The organism is Paenibacillus contaminans (genome assembly GCF_003285015.1).
Classification (GTDB): Bacteria; Bacillota; Bacilli; order Paenibacillales; family NBRC-103111; genus Paenibacillus_V; species Paenibacillus_V contaminans.
Genome location: NZ_QMFB01000014.1, coordinates 164,834 through 188,591, shown reverse-complemented (window position 1 = coordinate 188,591; position 23,758 = coordinate 164,834). Strand labels below are relative to the sequence as shown.

Annotated in this window: 23 protein-coding genes; 5 read left to right on the top strand and 18 right to left on the bottom strand. The window is 53.1% G+C overall.

The window, feature by feature from the left end:
- Positions 1 to 179: 179 nt before the first annotated feature.
- From DQG23_RS23070 to DQG23_RS23025, 9 genes are all read right to left on the bottom strand, one after another.
- Positions 180 to 827: an HD domain-containing protein gene (locus DQG23_RS23070; protein WP_113033239.1), complete on the bottom strand. Its 648-nt coding sequence runs from the start codon at positions 825 to 827 to the stop codon at positions 180 to 182.
- Between the two features lie 69 nt (positions 828 to 896).
- Positions 897 to 1,469, bottom strand: a complete 573-nt coding sequence (locus DQG23_RS23065) for a hypothetical protein (protein ID WP_113033238.1) — start codon at positions 1,467 to 1,469, stop codon at positions 897 to 899.
- 23 nt (positions 1,470 to 1,492) lie between these two features.
- Positions 1,493 to 2,635 carry an RCC1 domain-containing protein gene (locus tag DQG23_RS23060; RefSeq protein WP_113033237.1) on the bottom strand — a complete coding sequence of 381 codons (1,143 nt, stop codon included), beginning with the start codon at positions 2,633 to 2,635 and terminating at the stop codon, positions 1,493 to 1,495.
- A 129-nt stretch (positions 2,636 to 2,764) separates the two neighbouring features.
- Entirely contained in the window at positions 2,765 to 3,550 is a 786-nt protein-coding gene (locus DQG23_RS23055) for a LutC/YkgG family protein (RefSeq protein WP_113033236.1), read from the bottom strand.
- Positions 3,550 to 5,109: a LutB/LldF family L-lactate oxidation iron-sulfur protein gene (locus tag DQG23_RS23050; RefSeq protein ID WP_238177991.1), complete on the bottom strand. Its 1,560-nt coding sequence runs from the start codon at positions 5,107 to 5,109 to the stop codon at positions 3,550 to 3,552. The genes DQG23_RS23055 and DQG23_RS23050 overlap by 1 nt, the downstream gene beginning before the upstream one ends.
- Positions 5,096 to 5,836 carry a (Fe-S)-binding protein gene (locus DQG23_RS23045; protein WP_113033235.1) on the bottom strand — a complete coding sequence of 247 codons (741 nt, stop codon included), beginning with the start codon at positions 5,834 to 5,836 and terminating at the stop codon, positions 5,096 to 5,098. Before DQG23_RS23045 ends, DQG23_RS23050 begins: the two co-directional genes overlap by 14 nt.
- Positions 5,837 to 6,068: 232 nt before the next feature.
- Positions 6,069 to 7,235, bottom strand: coding sequence for an acyltransferase domain-containing protein (locus DQG23_RS23040; protein ID WP_113033234.1), 1,167 nt, complete (start codon positions 7,233 to 7,235; stop codon positions 6,069 to 6,071).
- Positions 7,236 to 7,388: 153 nt separating this feature from the next.
- Positions 7,389 to 8,099, bottom strand: coding sequence for a FadR/GntR family transcriptional regulator (locus DQG23_RS23035; RefSeq protein ID WP_113033233.1), 711 nt, complete (start codon positions 8,097 to 8,099; stop codon positions 7,389 to 7,391).
- Between the two features lie 288 nt (positions 8,100 to 8,387).
- Positions 8,388 to 8,618: a YkvA family protein gene (locus DQG23_RS23025; protein WP_113033231.1), complete on the bottom strand. Its 231-nt coding sequence runs from the start codon at positions 8,616 to 8,618 to the stop codon at positions 8,388 to 8,390.
- A gap of 406 nt (positions 8,619 to 9,024) precedes the next feature.
- Here DQG23_RS23025 and DQG23_RS23020 point away from each other — a divergent pair, with 406 nt between their 5' ends.
- Entirely contained in the window at positions 9,025 to 9,951 is a 927-nt protein-coding gene (locus DQG23_RS23020) for a cation diffusion facilitator family transporter (RefSeq protein ID WP_238177990.1), read from the top strand.
- Between the two features lie 36 nt (positions 9,952 to 9,987).
- Here DQG23_RS23020 and DQG23_RS23015 read toward each other — a convergent pair whose 3' ends face one another.
- The gene (locus DQG23_RS23015; protein ID WP_113033230.1) at positions 9,988 to 10,347 is read right to left on the bottom strand and encodes a VOC family protein; all 360 of its coding nucleotides are present in this window, start codon (positions 10,345 to 10,347) and stop codon (positions 9,988 to 9,990) included.
- 1,101 nt (positions 10,348 to 11,448) lie between these two features.
- Between DQG23_RS23015 and DQG23_RS23010 the strand changes: the two genes are divergently transcribed.
- Both DQG23_RS23010 and DQG23_RS23005 read left to right on the top strand, forming a co-directional pair.
- The gene (locus DQG23_RS23010; RefSeq protein ID WP_238177989.1) at positions 11,449 to 12,597 is read left to right on the top strand and encodes an ATP-binding protein; all 1,149 of its coding nucleotides are present in this window, start codon (positions 11,449 to 11,451) and stop codon (positions 12,595 to 12,597) included.
- Between the two features lie 358 nt (positions 12,598 to 12,955).
- Positions 12,956 to 13,630, top strand: a complete 675-nt coding sequence (locus DQG23_RS23005) for an HAD family hydrolase (protein ID WP_158560656.1) — start codon at positions 12,956 to 12,958, stop codon at positions 13,628 to 13,630.
- Between the two features lie 333 nt (positions 13,631 to 13,963).
- Here the strand turns inward: DQG23_RS23005 and DQG23_RS41870 are convergent, their stop codons facing one another.
- From DQG23_RS41870 to DQG23_RS22990, 3 genes are all read right to left on the bottom strand, one after another.
- A complete protein-coding gene (locus tag DQG23_RS41870; protein ID WP_146762359.1) occupies positions 13,964 to 14,218 on the bottom strand; it encodes a hypothetical protein in 255 nt (84 codons plus the stop codon).
- A gap of 532 nt (positions 14,219 to 14,750) precedes the next feature.
- Entirely contained in the window at positions 14,751 to 16,712 is a 1,962-nt protein-coding gene (locus DQG23_RS22995) for a peptidoglycan D,D-transpeptidase FtsI family protein (RefSeq protein WP_113033291.1), read from the bottom strand.
- Positions 16,713 to 16,864: 152 nt separating this feature from the next.
- Positions 16,865 to 18,067 (bottom strand): M14 family zinc carboxypeptidase, encoded by a 1,203-nt coding sequence (locus DQG23_RS22990; RefSeq protein WP_113033227.1) that lies wholly within the window; start codon positions 18,065 to 18,067, stop codon positions 16,865 to 16,867.
- A 269-nt stretch (positions 18,068 to 18,336) separates the two neighbouring features.
- Between DQG23_RS22990 and DQG23_RS22985 the strand changes: the two genes are divergently transcribed.
- A complete protein-coding gene (locus DQG23_RS22985) occupies positions 18,337 to 19,701 on the top strand; it encodes an FAD-binding oxidoreductase (protein ID WP_113033226.1) in 1,365 nt (454 codons plus the stop codon).
- A 440-nt stretch (positions 19,702 to 20,141) separates the two neighbouring features.
- Here DQG23_RS22985 and DQG23_RS22980 read toward each other — a convergent pair whose 3' ends face one another.
- The 4 genes from DQG23_RS22980 to DQG23_RS22965 all read right to left on the bottom strand — a co-directional run bounded on the left by DQG23_RS22980 (position 20,142) and on the right by DQG23_RS22965 (position 22,195).
- The gene (locus tag DQG23_RS22980; RefSeq protein WP_113033225.1) at positions 20,142 to 21,176 is read right to left on the bottom strand and encodes a UDP-N-acetylmuramate dehydrogenase; all 1,035 of its coding nucleotides are present in this window, start codon (positions 21,174 to 21,176) and stop codon (positions 20,142 to 20,144) included.
- Positions 21,157 to 21,435, bottom strand: coding sequence for a DUF1450 domain-containing protein (locus DQG23_RS22975; protein WP_113033224.1), 279 nt, complete (start codon positions 21,433 to 21,435; stop codon positions 21,157 to 21,159). The genes DQG23_RS22980 and DQG23_RS22975 overlap by 20 nt, the downstream gene beginning before the upstream one ends.
- A 5-nt stretch (positions 21,436 to 21,440) precedes the next feature.
- Positions 21,441 to 21,716, bottom strand: a complete 276-nt coding sequence (locus tag DQG23_RS22970) for a HesB/YadR/YfhF family protein (RefSeq protein WP_113033223.1) — start codon at positions 21,714 to 21,716, stop codon at positions 21,441 to 21,443.
- 122 nt (positions 21,717 to 21,838) lie between these two features.
- Positions 21,839 to 22,195 carry a HesB/IscA family protein gene (locus DQG23_RS22965; protein ID WP_113033222.1) on the bottom strand — a complete coding sequence of 119 codons (357 nt, stop codon included), beginning with the start codon at positions 22,193 to 22,195 and terminating at the stop codon, positions 21,839 to 21,841.
- Between the two features lie 169 nt (positions 22,196 to 22,364).
- On the opposite strand from DQG23_RS22965, the gene DQG23_RS22960 reads away from it, so the two are divergent.
- The gene (locus DQG23_RS22960; RefSeq protein WP_113033221.1) at positions 22,365 to 23,006 is read left to right on the top strand and encodes a helix-turn-helix transcriptional regulator; all 642 of its coding nucleotides are present in this window, start codon (positions 22,365 to 22,367) and stop codon (positions 23,004 to 23,006) included.
- 13 nt (positions 23,007 to 23,019) lie between these two features.
- Here DQG23_RS22960 and DQG23_RS22955 read toward each other — a convergent pair whose 3' ends face one another.
- Positions 23,020 to 23,556: an NADPH-dependent FMN reductase gene (locus DQG23_RS22955; RefSeq protein ID WP_113033220.1), complete on the bottom strand. Its 537-nt coding sequence runs from the start codon at positions 23,554 to 23,556 to the stop codon at positions 23,020 to 23,022.
- Positions 23,557 to 23,758 lie beyond the last annotated feature (202 nt).

The window sequence follows — 23,758 nt, the reverse complement described above, 5'->3', positions numbered from 1 at the left end:
GAAGCGGAGGATACCACTTTCCGAGGAAGCGAGGGCGTGAGTGTTCCAAACATGCGACCGATCGGCCCCCATCAACCAGCGAAACACAGTGCCGGGAGCTGCGTGCGGAGCGATAAGGAACCGGCGGGAACTTTCGGCAAAGCTCTTACGACGGGAGTGACTGCGGCGCGGAATTTTTTCTAGTCGGACGGATCCCATTCTTCATAAAACTGGTTCAAATAATCTTCCATGAACCGGTGCCTTTCCTCCGCCATTTGCCGCGCTGCCGCGGTGTTCATCAACTCCTTAAGCCGGAACAGCTTTTCGTAAAAATGATTAACGGCCGTGCTTTTCCCGCTGCGGTATTCTTCCTTCGTCATATTTTCGCGCGGCGGCAGCCCGGGATCGTGCATGAGCTGCCCTTTCCAGCCGGAAAAAGCGAACGTTCTCGCAATTCCGATCGCGCCCAGGGCGTCCAGTCTGTCGGCATCCTGGACGATTTGGCCCTCAAGCGTGCTCATTCGCCTGCCTGCGCTGTCTCCATAAGACATCGTCGAGATGATTTCGACAATGTGAGCTGCGTCGTCCTCATCCGCCCGGTTTTCCTTCAGCCACCCGTCAATTTTGGCGATTCCCGCTTCCTTCGACGGATTCAGCTTTTCGTCCGCGACGTCGTGAAGCAAGGCGGCTGCGGTGCAAATAAAAACGTCTGCGTTCTCCAAAGCGGCCAGCTTGTGCGCCAATTTCGTGACGCGGTATACGTGCCACCAGTCATGTCCGCTGGAATCTGCGGCCAGTTCGTTCCGGGCAAATTTTTCTGCACCCGCAATGATTGCCGAACGGTTCAAGTCTCATCCCTCACTTTGCTTTTTCAATGTACGATTAACCAATGAATAGGCTCGATTCCCTTGCTCGATTCATTTTATCTCCTTGCCGCTTTTTTCGTTCAGCTTGTGGATGTATGGAAGCAAAGGCTCGTCGTCCCAAACCTGCGCTTCGATGTACCGTTCGGGTCCGTGCAGTCCGTCACGATTCCACTCCTGAGGCAGCCCGAATTCGTCGATGATGCTGAATATTTCATGCAAGGTAAATACTTGCTTCCGATAAGGCTTGTCGTCACCATATCGCATCGTCGGAAAAAGATCGCCATACGTAAAGCTGATGATTTGCGGATTGAAATCCTCGATCGGGAGTTCGATTTTTCGTGCATCCCTATACCATTCCTGCAGCCACGGCGTCTCCCCCAGCGTTAAATAATGCGGACGGCTTCTAAGCGGCGTCCCGCCTTTTGCAATAAACATTCGCCTCGCTTTGTCCTCAAGCTCCCGTCTAATGCTCATATAGTCGTCCGACCGTTTGCTGGCGAAGCCTTTACCGGCCTCCTTCAGCTGCCGCTGAACCTCCTGCGCCTCTTTCATCGGCAAGTCGGATAAATTCCGGAAAGGCCCCTGCGAATGTTCGTAATAGTGATATAGTGCGGTCGGTTTCATCTGATCATGCCCGCTTTCATTGCCTATTCCAGTACTTTGTCCGGCTTTTCGCCCGTTCGCCAGAACCATACGCTTCCGTCTTTCGTCTTGGCAAGCGTTACGTCTTTACCTGCGGCAACAGTAGTGACTTGCTCCAAAACTTGACGGGGCTCCGTTCCCTCGTTGGCTCCCCAAATCCATAACGTCCCATCTTCCTTCAGCGCGGCGGAGTGCGAGGAACCGGTAGCAATCATAGTCGCGCCGGTAAAAATGATCCCCCATGTCGTCGCTTTATCGCCCAGCCCGTGCTTGCCGAGAGGCCCGTAAATATTGCCGCCCGTTCCTTGTACATCGCCGTTCTTCTGGAGCATGACGGCGTGGCCGGTATGTCCTCTCACTTGAACCGCTTCGCCGGCTACTTGAATGAATTCATCCGTGCTTTCCAGGCGGCCGTCGCCATATTGTCCGCGGTGAGCCAACCCTTTGGCGAAAAGCTCGCCCGTCCCGGTAATGTAATAATCCGTCCCGTCTCCCACGCTCGAAAAAACGACGTCCTTAGCAATCTTGGTACCAGGCTTATCGCGGGAAGCAAAATGCAGCAGCGTTCCGTCCTTTTTGATCGCAAGTACGCCTGTTTTGCCTGCGGAGAAGCTGACGATCCCGTCAACGAACACGGCTGCCTTCGCCGGATCCTCCTCCCAAACGGCCAATCGTCCATCCGTTAAAAGCGCGTAGCTTGCCGTATCCCCGACTCCGGCTTGCAGGACGTTTTCGAGCAAGCGCTGCGGCTTGGCGCTGCCCGTCGTCCAGCCGTATAACACGCCATCCTTGACGGCAAGATGCCGATCGTAATAGGAAGCAAGCTCGCCGGCCGCGCCAAGCGGTTTAACCAAGCCGGCTGCGGGACTGCCGGGCGATGATGGCGATGCGGCTGGAGGCGATGCGGAAGGTGCGGCGGTAGGCATGGGAGCGCCCGCGTTCTCTTGGACGCCGGCAACGGACGGCTTATCCCCATCCGGCTTGCCGCCGCCCGTCGAAGTTGAGCAGCCCGTTATCCATACAGCAACGGCGAAGGCTAGACATAAACCGCCGCCCCAGCCTTTATTGCGGGCGGGGTTTCCGGGAGACGGAACAGTCGACGCCGGATAAACTTTTTTCTGCTGCTTACATAAACACAATCGAATCATAGCAGCTCCTCTCTCGGTAATCGATGTTGATATTACTTCGCCGTACCCGTTTCAGTTCCTCTTCTCTTTTAAACCAAAGAAAAACAGCCGGCACGAAGGCCGACTGTTCATATTTCCGGAAAGATCCGCTTATGGAACGATAATAACCGCATACACTTTGCCGGGGCCGTGAATGCCGATCGTCAAATCGTTCTCGATATCGGCGCTGCGGCTCGGACCGGTTATCAGGTTGATCGAGGATGGCAAATCGACCGCCTCGGGATAATCCTGCTTGATGCCGGCGAACGCCTCGCCCATCCGCGTGACCAGCTGGTCCGCATGAAAAATGCCGAGCAGCGCGCCGGGCAGCAAGCTGACCGAGCGGCCTTTGCCGCCGCGTGCGAGAAGCACGAGCGTGCTCGTGTTGGCGATCGCGTAGTCCGGCCACACGATGCCGAGCTCGCATCGCTCCGCGGCGCGCAGCAATGCGCTGCGCCCGCTCCAGCGCGAGCCGGCGGCCCCTGCCGGGGCGGCTGCGCCGTTCGGTTCCGCGGCGTCTTCGCGCCATGGAACGACGGCGGTGCCGCCCTCGCGCAAGCGCTCCGCGAGCCCGAGCGCGTTAAGCCGCTCATGCTCCCAGATCGCGACGCGGCTCGCCTCGAGCTCCGCGGTCACCTCGCGCGCATATGCCGCGATCGCTTGCTCCGCTTCCGCTTCCTTGACGATCAGCACCTTGCCCGTCAGTCCCGTCCATGTACGGCAGAACAGGTCGACCTTCTCCTCCGTCGACAGCTGCACCGCCTTATAGAAATCCGGTGCGCCGCGATACGGATGATCCGGCGCTTTCGTAAGCGGCGAAGGCCGGCCGAGCCGCTTTGCAATATTTTGCATGAACGCTTCGCGACCTTGAATGAGTCCTTGCTTTTGCTCCGCCATTATCGCCCGCCGCCTCCCTTGCCGTTTGTTTTCGCATTGCCCCCGGAACGTGCGCCGTTTGCATCGTCCGTGTTTTTATTGCCGCTGACGGCAGCCGGACGGTTCTTCAGCTCCTCCTGCAGCGCCGCCCACTTGTCGCGGAAGGACTGCTTCGGCTTCATCGGGAAATACCGCGAATCGGTCCAGCCGGCCATCGGTCCCGGCCCTTTCTGGATATTGCCGTTGCGAACGAACGGCTTCTGCAAATAGTAGGCCGATTTCGTCGCCATTTTGTAAACCGTCACGTTGCCGAACATCGTCTGGAACGAGCGGAACGCGAGACGTTCGAGCATCGGAGTCAGCTTCATTTTGACTTTGCGGTGGCGCAGGTGAACGAGCATGTCATGCAGCGGTATTTTGACCGGGCATGCCTCGTAACAAGCTCCGCACAAGCTCGACGCATTCGCAAGCGCCCCCGCTTCCTTCATATCCTGCATCAGAAGCGGCGTCAGCACCGCGCCGATCGGGCCGCTGTAGACGGCGCCGTAAGTATGTCCGCCGACATGGCGGTACACCGGACAAACGTTCAAGCAGGCCGCGCAGCGAATGCAGTGCAGCACCTCTTGAAAGATCGGATCGCCAAGCTGCGCCGAACGGCCGTTATCGAGCACGATGACATGCAGCTCCTCAGGCCCGTCAAGATCCTCCGGACGTTTGGGGCCCGTAATCATCGACGTGTACGTGGTCAGCTTCTGGCCGGTCGCGCTGCGAGCCAGCATATTAAGCACGACCTCGAGGTCCTCGAAGGTCGGAATAAGCCGCTCCATCCCCATAACGACAACGTGGACCTTCGGCAGCGTAGACACCATACGCCCGTTGCCTTCGTTCGAGACGAGCGTAATCGATCCCGATTCGGCAACCCCGAAGTTGCAGCCCGTAAGACCGATGTCCGCTTCCAAAAAGTAATTGCGCAGCTTTTGCTTGGCGAAATTGGCGAGCGGCTTCGTCTCGGGAGGCAGCTGCGTACCCGATTCCTCGGAAAAAATATCGGCGATTTGCTGCTTGTTTTTATGAATCGCCGGAATGATCAAGTGGGAAGGCGTTTCCTTCGCCAGCTGCAAAATATATTCGCCGAGATCGGTCTCGATCGCTTCGATTCCGATCTGCTCCAGATGATGGTTCAGATGCATTTCCTCCGACACCATCGATTTGCCTTTCGCGACGAGCTTCGCATCATGCTTGCGGGCGATGTCGATGAACTGCTTGACGGCATCCGAAGCCGTATTGCAAAAATAAACGTTCCCGCCGTTTTTGGAGACATTATCGGTAAATTGCGTCAAATAATAATCAAGGTGGCTGATCGTATGCTCGCGTATCGCTTTGGCACGTTCCCGCCAATCTTCCCAATTGCCGAAATCGTCCGTCGCCGCGAGTTTTCCCGTACGCAGCTTATCCGTCGTAAAGGCGACCGCTTTCCGCAAAAATTCGTCGGCAAGCGCCTTCTCCGTTCTTTTTTTCAACCCCGTACCGATCAGATCCAGCTCCGGATCGTGACCCGCATGTACATTACTTGCGCTCACCGTTATTCACTCCTTCCTCCAGCAGCTGCGAAATATGCAAAACGCGAATCGGCTTGCCTTCTTTATTAAGCCGTCCCCCGATATTCATGAGACAGCCCATATCCGTACCGACGAGCACGTTCGCATTCGTCGCGCATACGTTAGCCGCCTTCTCGCAAACCATTGCCTGCGACATGTCGGCCATTTTGACCGCGAACGTGCCTCCGAAGCCGCAGCAGTCTTCCTTGCGCGGAAGATCGATGAACTCCATTCCTTGAACGTTACTTAGCAGCGCTTGCGGTTCTTCCTTAATGCCGACCAGTCTCATGGCGTGGCACGAAGGATGGTAGGTTACTTTTTCCGGAAAATACGCCCCCAGATCGCTGACGCCGAGCACCTTCACGAGAAATTGGGAAAACTCGTACGTTTTGGCGACAAGCTTGTCAGCTTTGTCTTTCCATTCCGGCTCATCTTGGAACAAGTACGGATAGTAGTGATGGACCATGCCGGAGCAGGAACCGGACGGCGTCACGACGTAGTCGCTGTGCTCGAACGCGCGAACGAGATTCCGCGCCACTTCGCGGGCTTCATCCTGGTAGCCGCTGTTGAAGGCCGGCTGGCCGCAGCAGGTTTGCACCTCCGGAAAATCGACCTCGCACCCGTAGCGGTGAAGCAGCCTGACGACGCTTTCACCAACCTCCGGATACAGCTGGTCGGCTAGACAAGTAATAAACAACGATACTCGCATGGGTATCCTTCCTTCCGTTTTTTCACGTTTCAATTTCGGACCTCTGACATGTAAACCATCCATGATCCTCATACTTGTCAGGTTATCAGATAAGTTAGAAAAAGAAAAGAGTAAATTTCGCTGCCCGGGGATTTGAGCCGCACATGCTGCGCCGGCAATCGTCCCCGAACAACTATTTTCATCCTGCGGTTGAGCCATTCGTAACATTTACCGCCCCAGTCTTTCTAGCCTCTTACAGCCCCGCGCCATGCGCTTTCCCGACCGCATCCGCCCGATCCGCGTAGCGTCCGTCTTCCGCCGACTCCAGCATAATGAACCCCGATCCGCCATGGATCGCATGGCCGGCCATCACGTGATCGAGCACCGCCCGGCGAAGCGCCGAATCGCGCGGCGCTTGCGAGAAGTCCTCCGGGATCGCGCCAAAAACCCGTTCGAACGTCTGTTTCTCGTCGGAAACTACGGGCGTGCAATAATAATCGCTCTGAAACTTTACGATATTCGATGAATCCGGAAGCAGCAGGCGCAGCTGCGGACTAAGCAGCCAAGACGTGCATGTAAAAGCCTTCGCCGCATGCTCCGGCAAAAATTCGGCGAAGAACGCTGCCGCTTGCCTGTAGGAGTCCCTGCAGAGCTCATGCGTCATTTTAGCGCCCTCGGGTATATGTACGTCAAGCACAGGGTCCCCTTCCTTCAAAACCTGCTCCCACTCCCGCGCATCGAGCTCTATCGGCTCTCGGATCGCGTAACCGTAAGGGGAAAGCCGGTACCCTCGAATCGTTAGTCCATCGTTCTCATAAACGGAAGCCCAGGAACCGGCGGGATCGTAAACCCCGTTCGTACCGTCCGCTTGTCCATCCGCACGAAAGAGTACGCCCTCATCGGATAAAGCGATAAGTCGGCCGCCCGAACGGCTGCGAAACACATTGGCCTTGACGCGATACGTTCGAGGCATAAATTGCAGACGTCCGAGCTTGTAAATCCCGCCGCTGAAATGCCTGTTCAACCATCCCAGCTCGCTTAACCCCCAGCTGCCGTACTTTTGCTCGTGATGCTGCATCCAGATGCCCATGTCGCTCAACGTTTCCTTTAGAACATGCATAGGCATTCCTTTGGACGCGTACAGCTCCTTGACGGCTGGAAGGCCTGAGGCATAAACGACGGCGGCGAACATCCCTGCCTCCGTTCCCATCCGCTGCAAACGGCCGATCGCTTCCTCTTTGTTTCCTTCAGCTCCGTACAGCAGCCCGTGCATCTCTCGAGCGAGCTGCTGAAGCTCCGAATCGGCATTTATTCTGTCAATCTCCTCATAGAAGGCTTGCATGACCGATTCCGGAAGTTGAAAATACTCGTTCGCTTCATCGATAAAGACCCTGCTCAAAAAATCGGTTTCCCCGCGCATCCGTCTCCACTCCCACCGGCACGCAAACTCCGTTCAGCGACGGATAACCTAACGCTAAGGAAGCTTGCGGAATCATTTTATGTAAAACGTCATCTTAAGGCGCCTTGCCTGCGCCATACGGCTGCATTCGGCTGAACACCGTTAACGCTTAACTTATTTAACGTACGGAATCAACACCCGTTCCACGTGAAAAAGATGCTCCCGCATGGCTTCCTGCGCGGCGAGCGGATCCCCCGCCCGAATGGCGGCGTAAATATTCTGGTGCTCGCGCCAGAGCTGGGCGGATACGGAATGGTTCGAGTACATCTGCAGCCTCCTTGTGCCGCGGATCGCCGATTCCATTTGTCCCGAAATCGTTTCCAACAGTCTGACCATAATCGTGTTGTGCGTCGCCCTCGCAAGCGTCAAATGAAAAAGCATATCGGCCTTCTCGCCTTCCGCCTCATTGCCCAGATTTTCCTGCATTGTCGCCAAAATGCCCTCGAACGTCTCGAGATCTTCCTCGGTCCGTTTCTCCGCGGCAATAGCGGCGTTCGACACCTCGAGCGATTTGCGCGCTTCCAACAGCTCCAGCACCGTTTCCCGGCTTAGCTGCATCGATTCGAAATCGGGCATGCTCACCTGTTCCGGCATATTGCTGCGCACATAACTGCCTTCCCCTTGACGGCTTTCGACCAGCCCCATCGCCTTTAATGCGCTTAGCGCTTCGCGGATCGTCGAACGTCCGACTTGAAAGCGCTCGGAAAACTCGCGGGTCGACGGCAGCTTTTCCCCCGGCTGCAGGTTCCCCTCCACGATTTGGCGCTTGATTTGCTCCGCAACCTTCTCGTAAATTTTATGAGTTGCGATTTTCGTTATTTCCAAAAAAACTCCCCCCACATGGATAAACGTCTACCGGCGTCTTTGACGCTGGCGTTTACCGAGATTTAGAGCCGCTTCCACGGTATACTTTTCGAAAAATTAAGGATAAACGGCTTACCCGTCCTAAACGCTTTCAAAGAAGGCGACTTCGTGAGCATATGCTTAAGGACAGGCGCGTTTACCGATAAAATATTTCTCATATTTAAATAAAGCCTATCCGGCGTCAACCACGCCGCCCTTTTACCGAAATGGGGATAGGTCCGGCGCCGCGAAGCATTGTTTTGCGTCAAGCTATATTTTATATTTCTTTTCCATTCTTTCGGCGAACCAGTTGGCGAGCAGCATCACGACTGCAATATCGTCAATCGGCAGCATCGGCAGCGCATCGGGCAGCACGACATATAAGAGTGCGGGCACCGTGAATACAAGCTTCTCCCAAATCGGCACCCCAGAAGATCCGAGCAGCTTCCAAACCCGTTTAAAAACATGCAGCCAGTGGCGAAGCGACAGCAGCTTGTGCATAGGCTCCCTCCTCAAGTCATCCTCATCTGTCAAGGATAAACGCCTTTGACGCTGACGTTTACCGCAAAATTCGAGCTGATTCCGCGATTTCCTTTCTTTAAGCGCTATTATTGCCACGGCGGTTTCTCCTATCCACATTGTAGCCTGCGGGTGCACCATTATTCAACGTCTCCGTTCGGATTGATGGAGGCATGGCGAAAGCGCCCTAATCTCAGTCCCTGCTTTGCGCATGCAGGAGGATTATGGTATGATGAAGGAATCCTTTATTTGCGATGGTGAACAATATGCAGGTGCAAGCAAGACAAATTTCGAATCTTGTCCTCATAAAATCAATCTAACCCTTAGCCGGCGACGGTTAAGGGTTTTTGTTTCCCAAGGGCAATTATCGTGGCGGGAGGAATAAATGATGAACGCAGAAAAAAACAAGTCGATGTTCGCCGCTGGTATCAGCCTGTTCAGCAATATCGCATTAACCCTTATTAAGCTTATAGTCGGGGTGTTGTTCAAAAGCGGCGTGCTGATCGCAGACGGCATCCATAACGCAGGCGATGTCATCGCCTCGGCGACGGCATTCGGCTCGATGCGCATTTCTAGCCAGCCTGCAGACGAAGATCATCCGTACGGGCACGGCAAGGCGGAGGTTGTCGGAGCAGGAATCGTTGCCGTCATTTTGCTTTTGGCAGCGATATGGATCGGGTACAGCTCCATTGAAGTGCTCTTCGGCCCGCCGCCGGAAGCTCATCTGATTGCGCTTATCGCCGCCTTCATTTCCCTAGTCTGGAAGCAGTGGCTGTATATGTATACCATGAAAATCGGCAAGCAATCCAAATCCAAAGCATTAATCGCGACGGCTTACGATCATTTGGCTGACGTATACGCCTCGGCTGCCGCAGTTGTCGGCATTACGCTGGCGCTTGTCGGCGACTGGACCGGCATAACGCTTTTGAAATACGGGGATCCGGCCGCCGGTATTATCGTCGCCGTTCTTGTTTTGAAGCTCGCCTACGAGATGGGCAAAGATGCGGTCGATATTTTGATGGACCGGACCGTGGATCCGGATAAAATCAAGCAATTTGCGTCGCTCGTCAGAGCCGTCCGGGAAGTGAAGCGGATCGACCGTCTGCGGGCGCGCGAGCACGGCCAATACATTTTGGTCGACGTGCGGGCGAGCATTCCCGGGCATCTTTCCATTCAGGAAGGCCACGATATTAGCCGCGAAATCAAAAAAGCGATTAAAGACGCGCACGAGGACGTCGATGAGGTGCTTGTTCATTTGAATCCGTGGTATGCGGAAGACGATCTCAAGGCGATTTCGGCCAAAAAACGCAAATAAAGCAAAATCGATCGAAACGGTTCGGTTAGCAGGGCGTCAGTCGGATTGTACGTGGGCAACGATATTGATCAGCTTGCCAAAAGGATCTCGTACATAAAACCTCCGAACGCCCCATGGCTCATCGGCAGGCCCGTATTGTACGGGAAACCCCGCTCTCAGCATGCGTTCGTACGCAGCGTCTACATCATCCACTTCAATCGACAGATCGGGCACGGCCGTGTCCGAGCCCCCCTCGGAAGCGAAGCTAATTTGGACGTCCATCTTCTCGCGCGAACCATACGTTGCAATCCAGCCGTGATCCATCAGCACATCAAGCCCCAGCACATCCTGATAAAAGCACTTTGCTGCCGCAATATCCTGTGTATTGATATTGGCGACGATTCGTTTGACCTTCATGCTCGTCCTCCTCCGTTCATTATCCCTTCTATTCTATCATGCCGACTTTTCAAATGGTGCAATTCCGCCGCTAAAGGCAATGCCGGATACTCATTGCGGCCTGCTCCTCCTCTTGCTTACTCCGACTTTTACTCCGTTGATGCTCAGCCCCCCTTCTCTACTTAAATCCCCCTCGTGGAGCTGATGACTTGTGTTCTGGAGAAATAGTAAGGAAAAGTTTACTGTTCATAAGGCAAACCTCACTATCTCTCGCCAAAAACCCGTATTCTGGCGAGGTAATGAGGCAAACGCAATTATTAGTGAGACAAACGAAATTGATAGTTGCGTTTGCCTCACTGATGGGCGAGAACTAGTTTTTCACCTGCGAAATAGTGAGGACAGCCTCATGAACAATAAGATTTTCTCCACTAATCGCACAGTTCGTGAATAACCATTACGAGTTCCGTGTTTGCTTTCGTAACCAGGTCAGGAATCCTAGTTTAAACTTGATGGCGTCTAATACGTTGACCACTTCAAATTCAAGGTACGAGCGCAAATGTGCTGCATACAAAACCACCGTTTGATCACGGGCTCATTCACGGCAAGCCGGGCAGTAATCCTTGGATTAAGAGCGGCTTTCCCAAATGTCATTTTTGTAATTTTTCCGTCCCACTTCGAGCACTAAATCAACAGTAATAGGAGCTTCCATCCCCACTTTGTCAGTATCAGTGGTTTTGGAAGCTTCTTTGTTTACAATTTGGGACTAGTCCATTTCGCACTGCACTTTTGGGATAGCCCCATGAAATGCAAGGTTTGGGTGCTCGTGGCCTTATACGAACCCGCCCTTTCCACTGCGGATCCCCTCATGAAAAGTGCGGGCAGAAAACCTTGGATCAAACGCTGTCAACGTACTACTATCGCACGCCTCCCCTCCACCGCTTTATATCGGATAGTTCTATGCGGGTGGCAGCCTGCAATCCGAATGGAAATCAGCGCTGTGAATTGCCGCTCAAATTTCGGCTTTCGAGCAAGATGGAACTATTTACAAAGTGACGGTTTTTTGCTAATATTACGTTATAACGTAATTACGTAATTTAATAATATCGAAGTGAGGCGATCGTTATGCGGGATGCATGGGCTGAAATCTATGCTTTACAAGCGCAAATGGAACAGGTAAGTACCGCAGTTCAAAAGCTGGAACGTTTGCTTGAAGAAGGCTTGGCGTCAGGCAAGGTGCGCCGGTTCGATGTCCCGGTAACCGCTGACGGCATAAACGTCAGCAATGATGAGGATAACGAAGGCGGTGCTGAGGAAGGCGGCCTGTTTTATGCCGGCAGTTACCGCTTTGGGGAGCGCACGTATCGCTGGACACCGCAGGAGCGGCAAGTCCGGCAGCTGCTCGAGCTTGACGGCGAGAAGGCCGCCAAAGTGATCGCGGCGCTCGGCCACAAACAGCGGCTCGATCTGCTGCGAGCCGTCATGATGCAGCCGCTTACCGGCGCGGAGCTTGTCGAGAAGCTCGGCATGGGGACAACCGGACAGCTATACCACCATATTAAAGCGCTGCAAGGGGCAGGTTTGCTTGTGCAAGAGGAACGCGGCGGCCGTTATTCGCTGCCGGATCGGCGGGCGCTGCCTTTGCTGCTGCTGCTCGCTGCAGCGGCCGATTTACTGGAAACGAGCAACTATTTGGATATGACGGAAGTGCGAAGCAATGCCGGCGTCTACCTCGGAAGCGCTGCGAACGGGAATGACCCGCATCTGCTGCTATGGGCTCTGCTGGAGAACGCCATACTGGAGCATCGTGCAGGTTTTTGCCGTGGAGTGACGATTTTTGTTCACGGCGACCGTTCCGTCACCATTTCGGACGACGGCCGCGGAATCCCCGTTAAAGCGTTAGCGCATACCGAAGTTCCCAAAGTGCAAAGCGTGATGACCGAAATTCAGAGACCGGAGCTGAGCGCTCCCTTTTATGCTCCGGGCGGGGAGAAAGGGATCAGCGTCGCCGTCATCAACGCTTTGTCCCAGAAGCTTTCCGTTGAAATCCGCCGCGAGGAAACGGTCTATAGGCAGGATTACCGACATGGCATTCCGCAATCCGGCGTCATGAAAATCGGCAAGACGAAAGAAACGGGCACGAGCGTCACGGTGGAGCCGGATGCGGAGCTGTTTCCAACAGGTTTCGATATAGCGGTAATCGAGCAGCGCATCGCTGAGATTGCCGCGGCCACCCCCGGTCTGCAGCTGCTGCTGCATACGAATCAAGGATAAACGTTTTTGGCCTCTCGGCCGCAGGTTATGATGAAAATGTGCCCCCTCCTCACGTATTTTCGTAAAAAAGGCTTCGCCATCCTAAACGCTTTTGAAGAAAGCGACTTCGTAAGCACAAGCTCGGACGCGCGCGTTTACGGTTGAAATATATGCATTTGTTATGTGAAACCTGTAAAGTCCGGCTTATCTTTTAACTAGCGGAACAGCTCCCGGCCGGGAGCTGTTTTCATTTTGCCATGCCTATGTTCGGCAGGAATGTTCGATGACGCCGCTGTAAAATTCAGGTATAATGGTTGAACACTCCGGTTTATTGGGGTTTGCAGTACGTTTGATCATAATCATGAGGCGGGGATTGTTGTTGATTACGACGATTGTTTTCGATTGCTACGGCACCTTAATCGATACCGGCAAAGGCTCGATGACGGCAGTGGAGCAAATTCTCGGCAGTCGGCAGTCTGATATGGACCCGAAGCCTTTTTACGAAACATGGAAACGAAACCATCACGAGTTGTGCCGTTCCGGTATATTTCAGGCGGAATCGGATATTTTCCGGATCGGACTCGCGCAAACCTATGAAGCCTTCAATATTCAAGGCGATCCGGAACTGGACGTCCGCTATATGCTGAATACGCTGGGCAAACGCGCCGTCTTCCCGGAGGTGCCGGCCGTCCTCGCGGAGCTTTCGACCCGCTTCCGACTCGCCGTCGGCTCGAATAGCGATCATGAACCGCTGCTTGCGGATCTGAGCAGAAACGGGCTCGATATCGGCCCTATTTTCTCATCGGAATCGCTGCGCGTATATAAGCCGAGCGTCGAATTTTTCGCAAAAATATTGGAATCGCTTGACTGCCGGCCATCGGAGGTCGTATATGTCGGGGATGCGCAGATCGAGGATGTGAAAGGCCCTTCCGCGCTAGGAATCAGAAGCGTATGGATCAACCGCAAGAACGATAAACGATTGCATAGCATTCCGGAGCCTCTGTCCGAGTGCTCGGATTTCAAGGAACTGCTCCGAACGAGCTTGGACTTCTAGTAAGGATAAACGGCTACACCGTCCTATCGCTTTCGAAGAAAGCGACTTCGTAAGCATATGCTTAAGGACAGGCGCGTTTACCGGGAAGTTGAACAATCCGCGGAGGATGTATTTTCTGGGACTTTGAGAAAACCGCCTTGCGGCGGTTTTGGCGTTCGATATACGTTTGTTCGTTGACGTGGCAATGGGTATGGCTTTCAACTCCTGTAATCGTGTTTCTTCGAACTTCTTGCAAGGTAGAAACACGAAGGCGGCCCCTTAGCGAAGCCCCTTTGCCGGCCCTACCCATTACCACTTGTTCGCCTTCGGCGCTTTCTGTCACGGATCTGGCATTTACCGGTCCTCCAACCGGCATTCCTGCCCGCTTGCCCATCCTCGCTCGTCGCTTGCATGCGCTGCATTTCGATTTTGCCCACTTGGAATCGAATACGGCTTCCTTTCTCCGCTTGTAGTCCGAAAACGCCTGCTTGCAGCAGCTCTTTTGCACGGTACACCGATAAATCCGTTCGCCAAGCCGGAAAAATCGGACTCCAGCGTAAGAAGAACCTCGATCCCTTGCTCCAAGCGGGCTATTTCGGACTCCAGCATATAGAGGCGCCTTAATGGCATCAGTAGGGATGAACGGCTTTGCCATCCTAAACGCTTTCGAAGAAAGCGACTTTGTAAGCATACGCTTAAGGAAAGGCGCGTTTATCTGGAACTCGACCAATCCGCGGAAATATACTTTCCGTGATTTCAAAAAAAGGGGCATCCGCGGACGCCCCTCCTGGTTCCGCTATTCATTTCGCTCGACGATTAATCCTTCACGTTATCTACCTGCATTCCTTACTGTTTGGTCCGGCAGCGTGCTCCTTACTTCACCGCTCCTCCCTACTGTTCGATCCGGCAGCGTGCTCCTTACTTCACCGCTCCTCCCCACTTCTCGGTCCAGCTGCGCGCTCCTTACTTCACCGCTCCTCCCACTGCTCGGTCCGGCAGCGCGCTCCTTACTTCACCGCTCCTCCCACTGCTCGGTCCAGCAGCGCGCTCCTTACTTCACCGCTCCTCCCTACTGCTCGGTCCAGCAGCGCGCTCCTTACTTCACCGCTCCTCCCCACTGCTCGGTCCGGCAGCGCGCTCCTTACTTCACCGCTCCGCTCAGTCCGCCTACCGCTTTGTCGTACGCTTCGAATATTTTCGCGGCGATCGGCGCGGCGCCATATTTGCCGAAGCCTCCCTCCGGTACGACGACGGCGACCGCAAGCTTCGGCTTTTCCGCCGGTGCGAACGCGATTAGCACGGCGTTGTCCACTTTGCTTTTGCCATTGCTGACATCCTGCGTCGACGTTCCCGTCTTCCTCGCCACGTTATACGGCAACGTGTCGATGCCCTCGGCGCTGCTCTTCATCCCGGCGATAACGGCATCCCAGTGCTCGCTCGCGAACTTCACCTCATCGAGTACGACAGGCTCCAACTGCTGAACGGTGTTGTTGTTCGGGTCCACGATTTTCTCGACGAATTGCGGCTTGATCCGTTTGCCGCGGCTGGCCAGCGTAGCTGCAAACTGAGCGAGCTGCAGCGTCGTATAGCGCTCGTTTTGTCCCCAGGACGCATATACCATTGCCGACATGATACTGCTCTGTTTGGCATTCGCAAAAAAATCGTTCGCTCCGTTATACTCGCCCGGCATCCCGCTTCCGGTCGATACTCCAAGCCCGAACTTCGCCAAATAGTCGGCCCAAACCTGCATGGCCGTTCCTTTCTCCCTGCCGTATTTGTTCCACAGCGGTACGCCGATCATCGCGGACATGAACGTGTTCGACGACTTCTGAATGGCGGAGGTTGCATTCAACGAACCGTTGGCATAGCCGTCGGAGTTGATAATACGGCTGTTGTCGGCGCCAAACACGTAATACCCCGGATCATAATATGTTTCCCTCAAGCCGAACAAACGCTCATTCAAGCCGATCAGCACGGTTAAGGGCTTGATCGTCGACCCCAGAAATACGAGGGAATTCGTATGAGCGTTCATTTCCTTCTCCGGGTAATCGGGATAAGACGTGCGGATCGTCCCGTTATTGACAAATTGTCTGATCTTGTTATAAGCCTCGACCGGAATGCTGCTGCCTGTCCATATGTTTGTATCGTAGTCCGGCATGCTCGCCATAGCGACAACCCGGCCCGTGTCGACCTCCATCGCGACGGCGTAGCCCGAGCGAGCCGCCATGCCTTTTCCTAGGCCGTAATCTTTCTGTTGAAGCAGCTGAATTTGATCCGTGATCGCCTGCTCGGCCACAAGTTGAACATCTTTATTGATTGTTAGATAAATATTGTTGCCACGCGTAGGCGGGGCAATTTCCGGAATGCCGATAATTTTGTTGATCGCATTAACCGGATACGTCTTCAACCCTTTTTTGCCGCGGAGTTGTTCTTGATACATCAGCTCGATACCGTCAAAGCCGACATCCTCCGTATCCATATATTCGCCTTTAGGTTGTTCCTTGTAGTAGGCGAGTCCGTTCTGCTTCTCCCTTGCGGCGTTGAACCGCTTCAAATAACCGACGAGCTGTGCCGCTATGCTTTGGGGATCGTATTGGCGGATGCTCTCCTCGACGATCTCGATGCCCTGCAGCTCATCGCGGTGTTCGGTAATAACGGCCGCCTCGTCCTTGGACAAATCCGTCTTGATACGCCGCGGCACATTGTAGAAGCTCGGATTTTTGGCCTTCGACTTATCGAGATTGATGCCTACGTCCATCCGCTTCAGGATGTCGGCGGCGGTCAGCGTTTCCTGCCCGGCTTTGCCGTGTTCTTCGAAAATTCCCTCCAGCCCATAGGCGATCTCAATGATATCGTCATCACTCTGGCCTACCTCGACACGGAAATACAACGATTGCACCGGCTTTGAAACCGCAATCGGATGTCCGTTGGAATCGTAGATATTTCCGCGGATCGGAGCGATCGGAGTAGGTTTGTAATCGATGAACGTCTCCGAAGCCTTCAGATCCTCGCCTTCTACGAATTGCAAATAAGCAAGCCGGACGAGCAGCACGCTAAACAAAAAAAATACGGAAAAGAAAAACAAATTCAGACGGAACGTCATCCGTTTCCTGTTGTCGACGGCCTGCTGCTTCGGATCTTGTTCTTTCGTTTTGTTCACAAGCACACCGTTCCCCTCGCCTCTCCTGTTCCGTTTTTATCTATGTATAACAATATTTTACCAGATGGAGGCATTTCAGGTAATCAAATTTTTTGTTAAACATTGAGCCCTTCCAGCATAATGCCGACGGTTTCATTATAGATTGCCGGAAATTGCCCGATCGGCAGCGGGTTGACGCCGATTCCGGCTTCAACCGTAAATCCGGGGCGACGGAAATCCTGGATAAACCAGTCCTTGCATCCGGCGTCGCTGCCGGTCAGCTTGACGACCCGGTATCCGCTCGCTTGGCCGAAGCGTTTGGCGATCGACTCGGACTCGAACGGCTCCAAATCGCGGTAATTCCAATAGATTTCCCGGCCTTGCGTATGGAAAGAAACGATGAGACTGAAATCTTTACTTCGCGTAAAATCGGCAATCGCCTTCGCTTCCGGCTCGCAAAGCGGCGCAGCCCCGGAATAATCGGACGGGCCGGGCCCGGCTGCAGCCCGTCGCTCCCGCTCCGCTTCCCAGCGCGCGGGAAACTGATCGTTCAAATCGACGCCGCGAATATTCGCCTTCCACTTGGAAAAATCGAACGAACCGTTATTCATATCCAATAATTCGCGGTAATACGGATGCTGCGGGGTGATGCCTTCCTGGACAAGCTCAACCCCGTCCGGATTCAGCATCGGTGCAAGCCACAGCGTTGCGTTCTCGTATAACTTTCGCGCACTCCTGCCCCGAAGCAGCGTGCCTCCCGAGTAAGCCGCCGCATATTCCTCGGCGAATTTCATCAGCAGCGGCGCCGTAATCCATTCGTTCGCGTGAATGGAAGCCTGATAATGAATCCGCTTCGGACCGGTGCCGATCCGCAGCGCCGGTATATCCTTGCGGAGGACGCTTTCGCCGATAACCTCGCAGCCGATAAACGGATAAGCCTGCAGCAGGGCCGATATATCGTCCATCATTTCGACGTACCCGTACATGACCGTCGTGTCTACGATCGCCGTCCTTTTGCCGGACGGAAGCAAAATCGTACGTCCTGCCTGCAGCCGCTGCGGATCAAGACCCGGATTGGCGGCCAGCAAATCGGACGGGGCTATATCAAATCTTTTGGTTATGTAATAGAAGGTATCGCCCCGCTGCACGACATATCGGTTTGGAACGGCCTGCGGAATCGTCAGCATTTGGCCGGGGACGATTTGATCGACATTCCCAAGCTGCGGATTGGCAGCCGCTATTTCCTGTACGCGGACACCCAATCGTTTGGCGATTCTGTAGACGGTGTCTCCCTTTTGCACGACATAGGAAAATGCCATATTGCTCATGCCCCTTCCCCGAAAAATCCCGTCATTAGGATGCATATGCCGTTGAAACGGCGGCAATTCCAAGTCAACCGTACGAGAGCGCCAGCATCGGCATTTTGTACCCTTAAAATCGCCCCGGACCGAAATATAGTACACTTTATAAATATAAATATTTACTAAGTGTACTATGTGAGCTATAATGTACACAGTTCCACTGCCGTCTATTGTCTATCGAATTAACGGAGCAGCGGACAATCTACCATACTTAGGAGGGAAACCATTTGTTCGAGCAATTAAAAGCGGAGTTAATCGGACGACTCATTTTAACGGGCGAGGAAGGCTATCACGATAGAAGAAAAATATGGAACACCGCCTTCGATAAACATCCCGCGGCGATTGTGGTTTGCAAAGCCGCTTCCGATGCCGTCGCTGCCGTAAAATTCGCCAAAGAAAAAGAGTTTGCAGTGACGATTCGCGGCGGCGGTCATCATGTAGCCGGAACAGCCATATGCGACGGCGGCATCATGGTCGATTTCTCCGAAATGCGCAAGGTAACTGTCGATTTGGAGCGCCGCGTCGCGATCGTAGAACCGGGGGCGACACTCGGCGACGTTGATGCGGAAACGCAAAAATACGGCATGGTAACGCCGACCGGAACCGTTACGGAAACGGGCATCGCCGGACTTGCTTTATGCGGCGGCACCGGTTATTTGAGAGGCAAATACGGCTTGACGAGCGACAATATCGTATCCGTTCGAATGGTTACGGCCGATGGAGAACACCTACAAGTCAACGCTCAGGAGAATCCCGATTTGTTCTGGGCGATCCGCGGCGGCGGCGGCAACTTCGGCATCGTCACTTCTTTCGAATTTCAATTATATCCGCTGGGACCTGAAGTTCTGGCGCTCGACGTTATGTACGACTATAAGGATGCTAAACAAGTTTTGCGCAATACCCAAGCTTTTTTGCGTACGGCGCCCGACGAAGTATCCTTTAACATGATGACCTTCCAAATGCCTGCCGCTCCGGGCGTGCCCGAGTCGCTGCATAATAAGCGGGTCATCGTGATTGCCGGTTTATATGCCGGAGATAAAGACGGCGGGGAGAAGGCCGTTCAACCGCTTCGCGAATTGGCTCAACCGATCTCGGATAATACGGGAATCGTCCGATATACGGAGCTGCAGTCGAGGTTCGACCTCGCGGCGCCGAAAAATGTCGCTGTTGCAGGAACGTCGTTATTCATTAAAGAGTTCAACGACGAAGCGATTGACGCCCTGCTCGCCAAGATCGAGTTATTGCCGAGACCGTCCTTATTGGTTCAATTCTGGGAATGCCACGGCAAAATGAACCGGATCCCTTCCGACGCGACGGCGTTTGCCGTTCGGGATGCCTCGTTTCTCCTTTGCTTCGATGTCGATTATCCGATGGAAGAAGAGAAGACATTCAAGGATTGGATCGAATCCGCTTATGAAACGATGCTGCCGTATTCGGTTCGCAAAACGTCGTATCTGAACACGGTCCGGAACGACCGCCAAATCACGAAAGATACTTATGGGGACAATTACGCGAAATTAGCCTCCATCAAGCATAAATACGACCCGACCAATTTTTTCCGGCATAATCACAATATCGAACCGCAAGCTTAGCGCTCTAACCCCCTCGGGCTGTCGGGTTCCTGCTGGCGAATCGTATTGTCCTTCTAACCGCTACATACACTTGTTGACATCTGACGAATGCTGTGAGTTTGAATATGTCCAAAAGCACGGGATATGCCATGTCCCCCCTCGAAATTCAACTCTGGCGTTCATTACATGTTCGGCATAGGATATGTGTGTGGAGTGAATGACACCACCCGGTTCGGCAGCCGCGGTTAACCCTCCGCCGTCTTGCAGCGACAAGATCCCGGGAACTGCGCTACGCTGCGGTGCGAAAGGTGATTTGGGGCAGTGCCAAAAGTCCATGGACTTCGGTGCTGTCCCGTTTATTTTTAATTCATCCAAGGGAAAATGCCTCTCAGCGTCGTTTCATTAAAAAAAGACCCCATTTTCCGCCTGATAGCGGATGCTAGGGTCTTTTCGCTCGAAATTTAGGCTTCCTCCATGATGACCACTTCCGGCTCGGGAATAAAGCCGTAATGCCGGTGTATGGCTTCCGAAACGGTATCCTTCAAGTATAAAATATGTGCAGCCGTCGCATGATCGGCATTCAAAATCATATTGCCGTGATAGGGCGAAATGATCGCCCCGCCGTGAGAAAGTCCTTTTAATCCCAGCCTGTCGACAAGAGCTCCGATTGAAGAGCCTGCTGCATAATTGTTTTTGAAAAAAGAGCCGCATGAGCGGTATATAAAGTGCTTATTCTGCGTACGGTATCGTTCGATGTCCTGCATTGGCGCAGGTATGCCGGTCCTTCCGGCCTGAAGCTCGCGTAATTCTCGTGAGAAAAAGGAATAAAACGAATCCAATGACGACAGTTGGCCGTTCGCCGCTTTATATTTCGAAAGAAGCCCGCCTATGCCGCCCGAAATCGGTCCTTCAAACTCCGGAACCTTGATTTTCGCCCCGACAATAATCCATGGATTATGCTGGAAAATCGATTGTTTATAGCCAAACCTGCAATCCTCGGCACGAATCGTTTGCAGCGACAACGTCGGATCGTCCAAATCGATATAAGAAACCGTCTCGATTTTGTCGCCGACTTGCTCATTGTAATATTTGGCGTTCATATAAATGCCCGCGCCCAGACTGCCCGGCATCAAATAAGTAAATTGAAACTCCGGCGCCCCCGTAATCATGCCGGCAACGGACAGCATCGAAAGCGGCAAACCGGATGTGACGAACCAGCGGGACCCGTTTACCGTAACGTCGGCCATTTTTTTTAACGAAATGTACAACGTCCCCCGTTTGGGCCGATCCGGGAACAGCATGTTCGAGCCCATGCCGAACACAACGCGATCCATTCCATACGTTGCGCTCACTTCCAAAATGGTAACGAGCTGCTCGATCGTTGCCGGCATTGCGAAATAATCCGCATACCCGCCGATTCCGTAAGAACTATGCTCCGATAACCGCACATCTCGCATACAAAGCTTGTCAAAAAGCTCATACCGATCCTTCGTCATTGTCGAGCAGCTCCATAACATCGTTTATTTCCTTTACGGCCGCCTCCCGGATCAGGTTCAGGCAAACGGATGCCGACTTGGCCAATACCCGCTTCCCCTCCACCATCGCATACGGCACGGCCCTGCATACATGGCACATCGACAGGCAATCGGTTCGAAGCACGGCAATTTCCGGATAATCCGCTTCAAGTTCTTCCAACTCAATAGCCGCAATAGCGTTTCGCTGACACACTTCGACAACCACAAGCCCTAAAGACATAACGGTCACCCGCGGACAAACGCGATTTCATCATAACGGCAATCAAGCGTCAAATCGCGGCCATCCAGGTGCCATAAATCGTTTTCTTCAATGAAAAACGTAATACCGCCAAAATCATTCGATATTGCGGGATAACGCGGATCGTCTCTCGTAATGCCGAATGCGAATGCATCTTCCCCGCCGCCGCTATACCTGACATAAATACGTACGAAGTCTCCCTCGCGATAACCCCAGTCCTTCCGGAAACATTCCACCGCGGTATCCGTAACGATCAGCTTCAAAATGTTTTCCTCCTCAACGATCAATCCGTTTCTGATAACGCCGACTGCTTTTATCCAATTACAGGCTCAGGCCGACGCTGATGCTTACATCATACCATAGCCGGCCATTCGTTTCCCGGAATTCAGTCGCATTTTTCCGCCTTGCCCCGATAAACCGCTGTCCGAAAGCTGGCTCCGCAGCCGCATGAAAATTTGGCATTCGGATTGTCGATCGTAAAACCTCCGTTCATCCCCGATTCCTTATAATCGATTTGTATGCCTTCAAGGTACTCTACACTGGCATAGTCGATGGCCACTTGAAATTCGCCCCACGCGACGACTTGATCCTCCTCGTCCAACGTATCGTCAAAGCGAATGCTGTACGACAAACCGCTGCACCCGCCGTCACTCACGCCAATGCGCAAAAAATAACGATCGGAATCGATGTCCCTTATCATTTCGGCGATTTTGTCCGCTGCCGTATCAGTAATTTGAATCATGTCCGTTACCTCCAGTCAATTTTAGATAGATTATAAACGATTATATTTACAATATTTGTTGCGTACCGCCGCACTTGTCAAGCTGTTGGTTTGTGTTAAAATACTTTTTATAAATAAAGTTTAATTAAGTTGATTACTCCATGAAGTTCTAAATAAGGTGGTGACCCCTTTGCAGCCTAATGCCGAATTATCGACCCGCGATACGATCTTGCATCTGCTCAAAACAAATGAAGAGCTTACTGCCAAAGAACTTACGGAGCGTCTGGACATTACGTCCATAGCCGTCCGCCGTCATATCGACGGGCTGGAGCGCGACGGTTTGATCGAATCCAGAATCATACGGCAGCCTATGGGCAGGCCGACTGCTGCGTACCATTTGACCGATCGCGCCGATGCGCTGTTTCCGAATAAATATCATGCCGTCGCCCTCGACTTGCTGGACGAGCTGGTGCAGGAATCGGGCGAAGCGATGGTCGAGCGATTGTTCGAACGCCGTAAAGAAACGTTGTACAAGAAGTATGCAGGCATGATGGGTGACAAGGACTTTGAAGATAAAGTATCCGCGCTTGCCGACATTCAGAACGAGAACGGCTACATGGCGGAACTGCAAAAAAACAGCGACGACGAATACGTGCTTATCGAGCACAACTGTCCGATCGCGCAAATCGCGAATCAATACACCCATGCCTGCCAATGTGAATTACGTTTGTTCGAAGCTTTGCTGGATGCGGATATTACCCGTCCGGAATGTTTGGCCAAAGGCGGCAAAAAATGCGTATATCGTATTCGGCCGCGCAACCTCCAATCCTAGATTGGGGGTTCTTTTACGCTTTGAGTCTTTGATGCATAAAAACGACCTCATGCGCCAATTTATCGATGCGCTGCAGCACATCCGGGTCGACAATTTTTTTCTCCGGATTAAAATGATCGTCATGGAGATAAACGTAACTCGGCGCTACGAAAGCCCGAAAATATCCGGCGATCGGCTTGAGCTGATTTTCCACGACGAGATAGTGCTGATAGGTCCCGCCCGTTGCGATAAAACCCATCACTTTATTGTATAACGCGTCAACAGGAACAAGATCGAACAAGTTTTTCAGCACACCCGTAATGGACGATTGAAAAATCGGCGTTCCGATCAAGTACAGATCGGCCGACGATACGATGTCGATTACTTTCCTTGTATCTCCCGTATAATCCGACGGATTCCGCCCGTCGCAAAACTGCAGGTCATATTGCCTAAGATCCAGTAGCTCCGTCTGTACCTCGGAATGACTCCGATTGACGGTTTCCAACGCCTTCTCTACGGCAATGGCCGTTTTCGACCCGACTATGGTTCCCGAAATGCCTAACAGCTTCATATTCGCCACCCCATCCTTTATATACTTTATAAATATTTTTGTTTACTTACTATCATTATTCGCAGTTGTCGGCGATTTGTCAACAGCTGCACGCAAAAAGAAAAATAACCGTCTACAAAACGTCGAACGGTCATTTGGCGAATGGCTATCGCTCCGTCAGAGAACGTTTGCGGCAGACGGGCAGTCTGCATGCATTGAAACA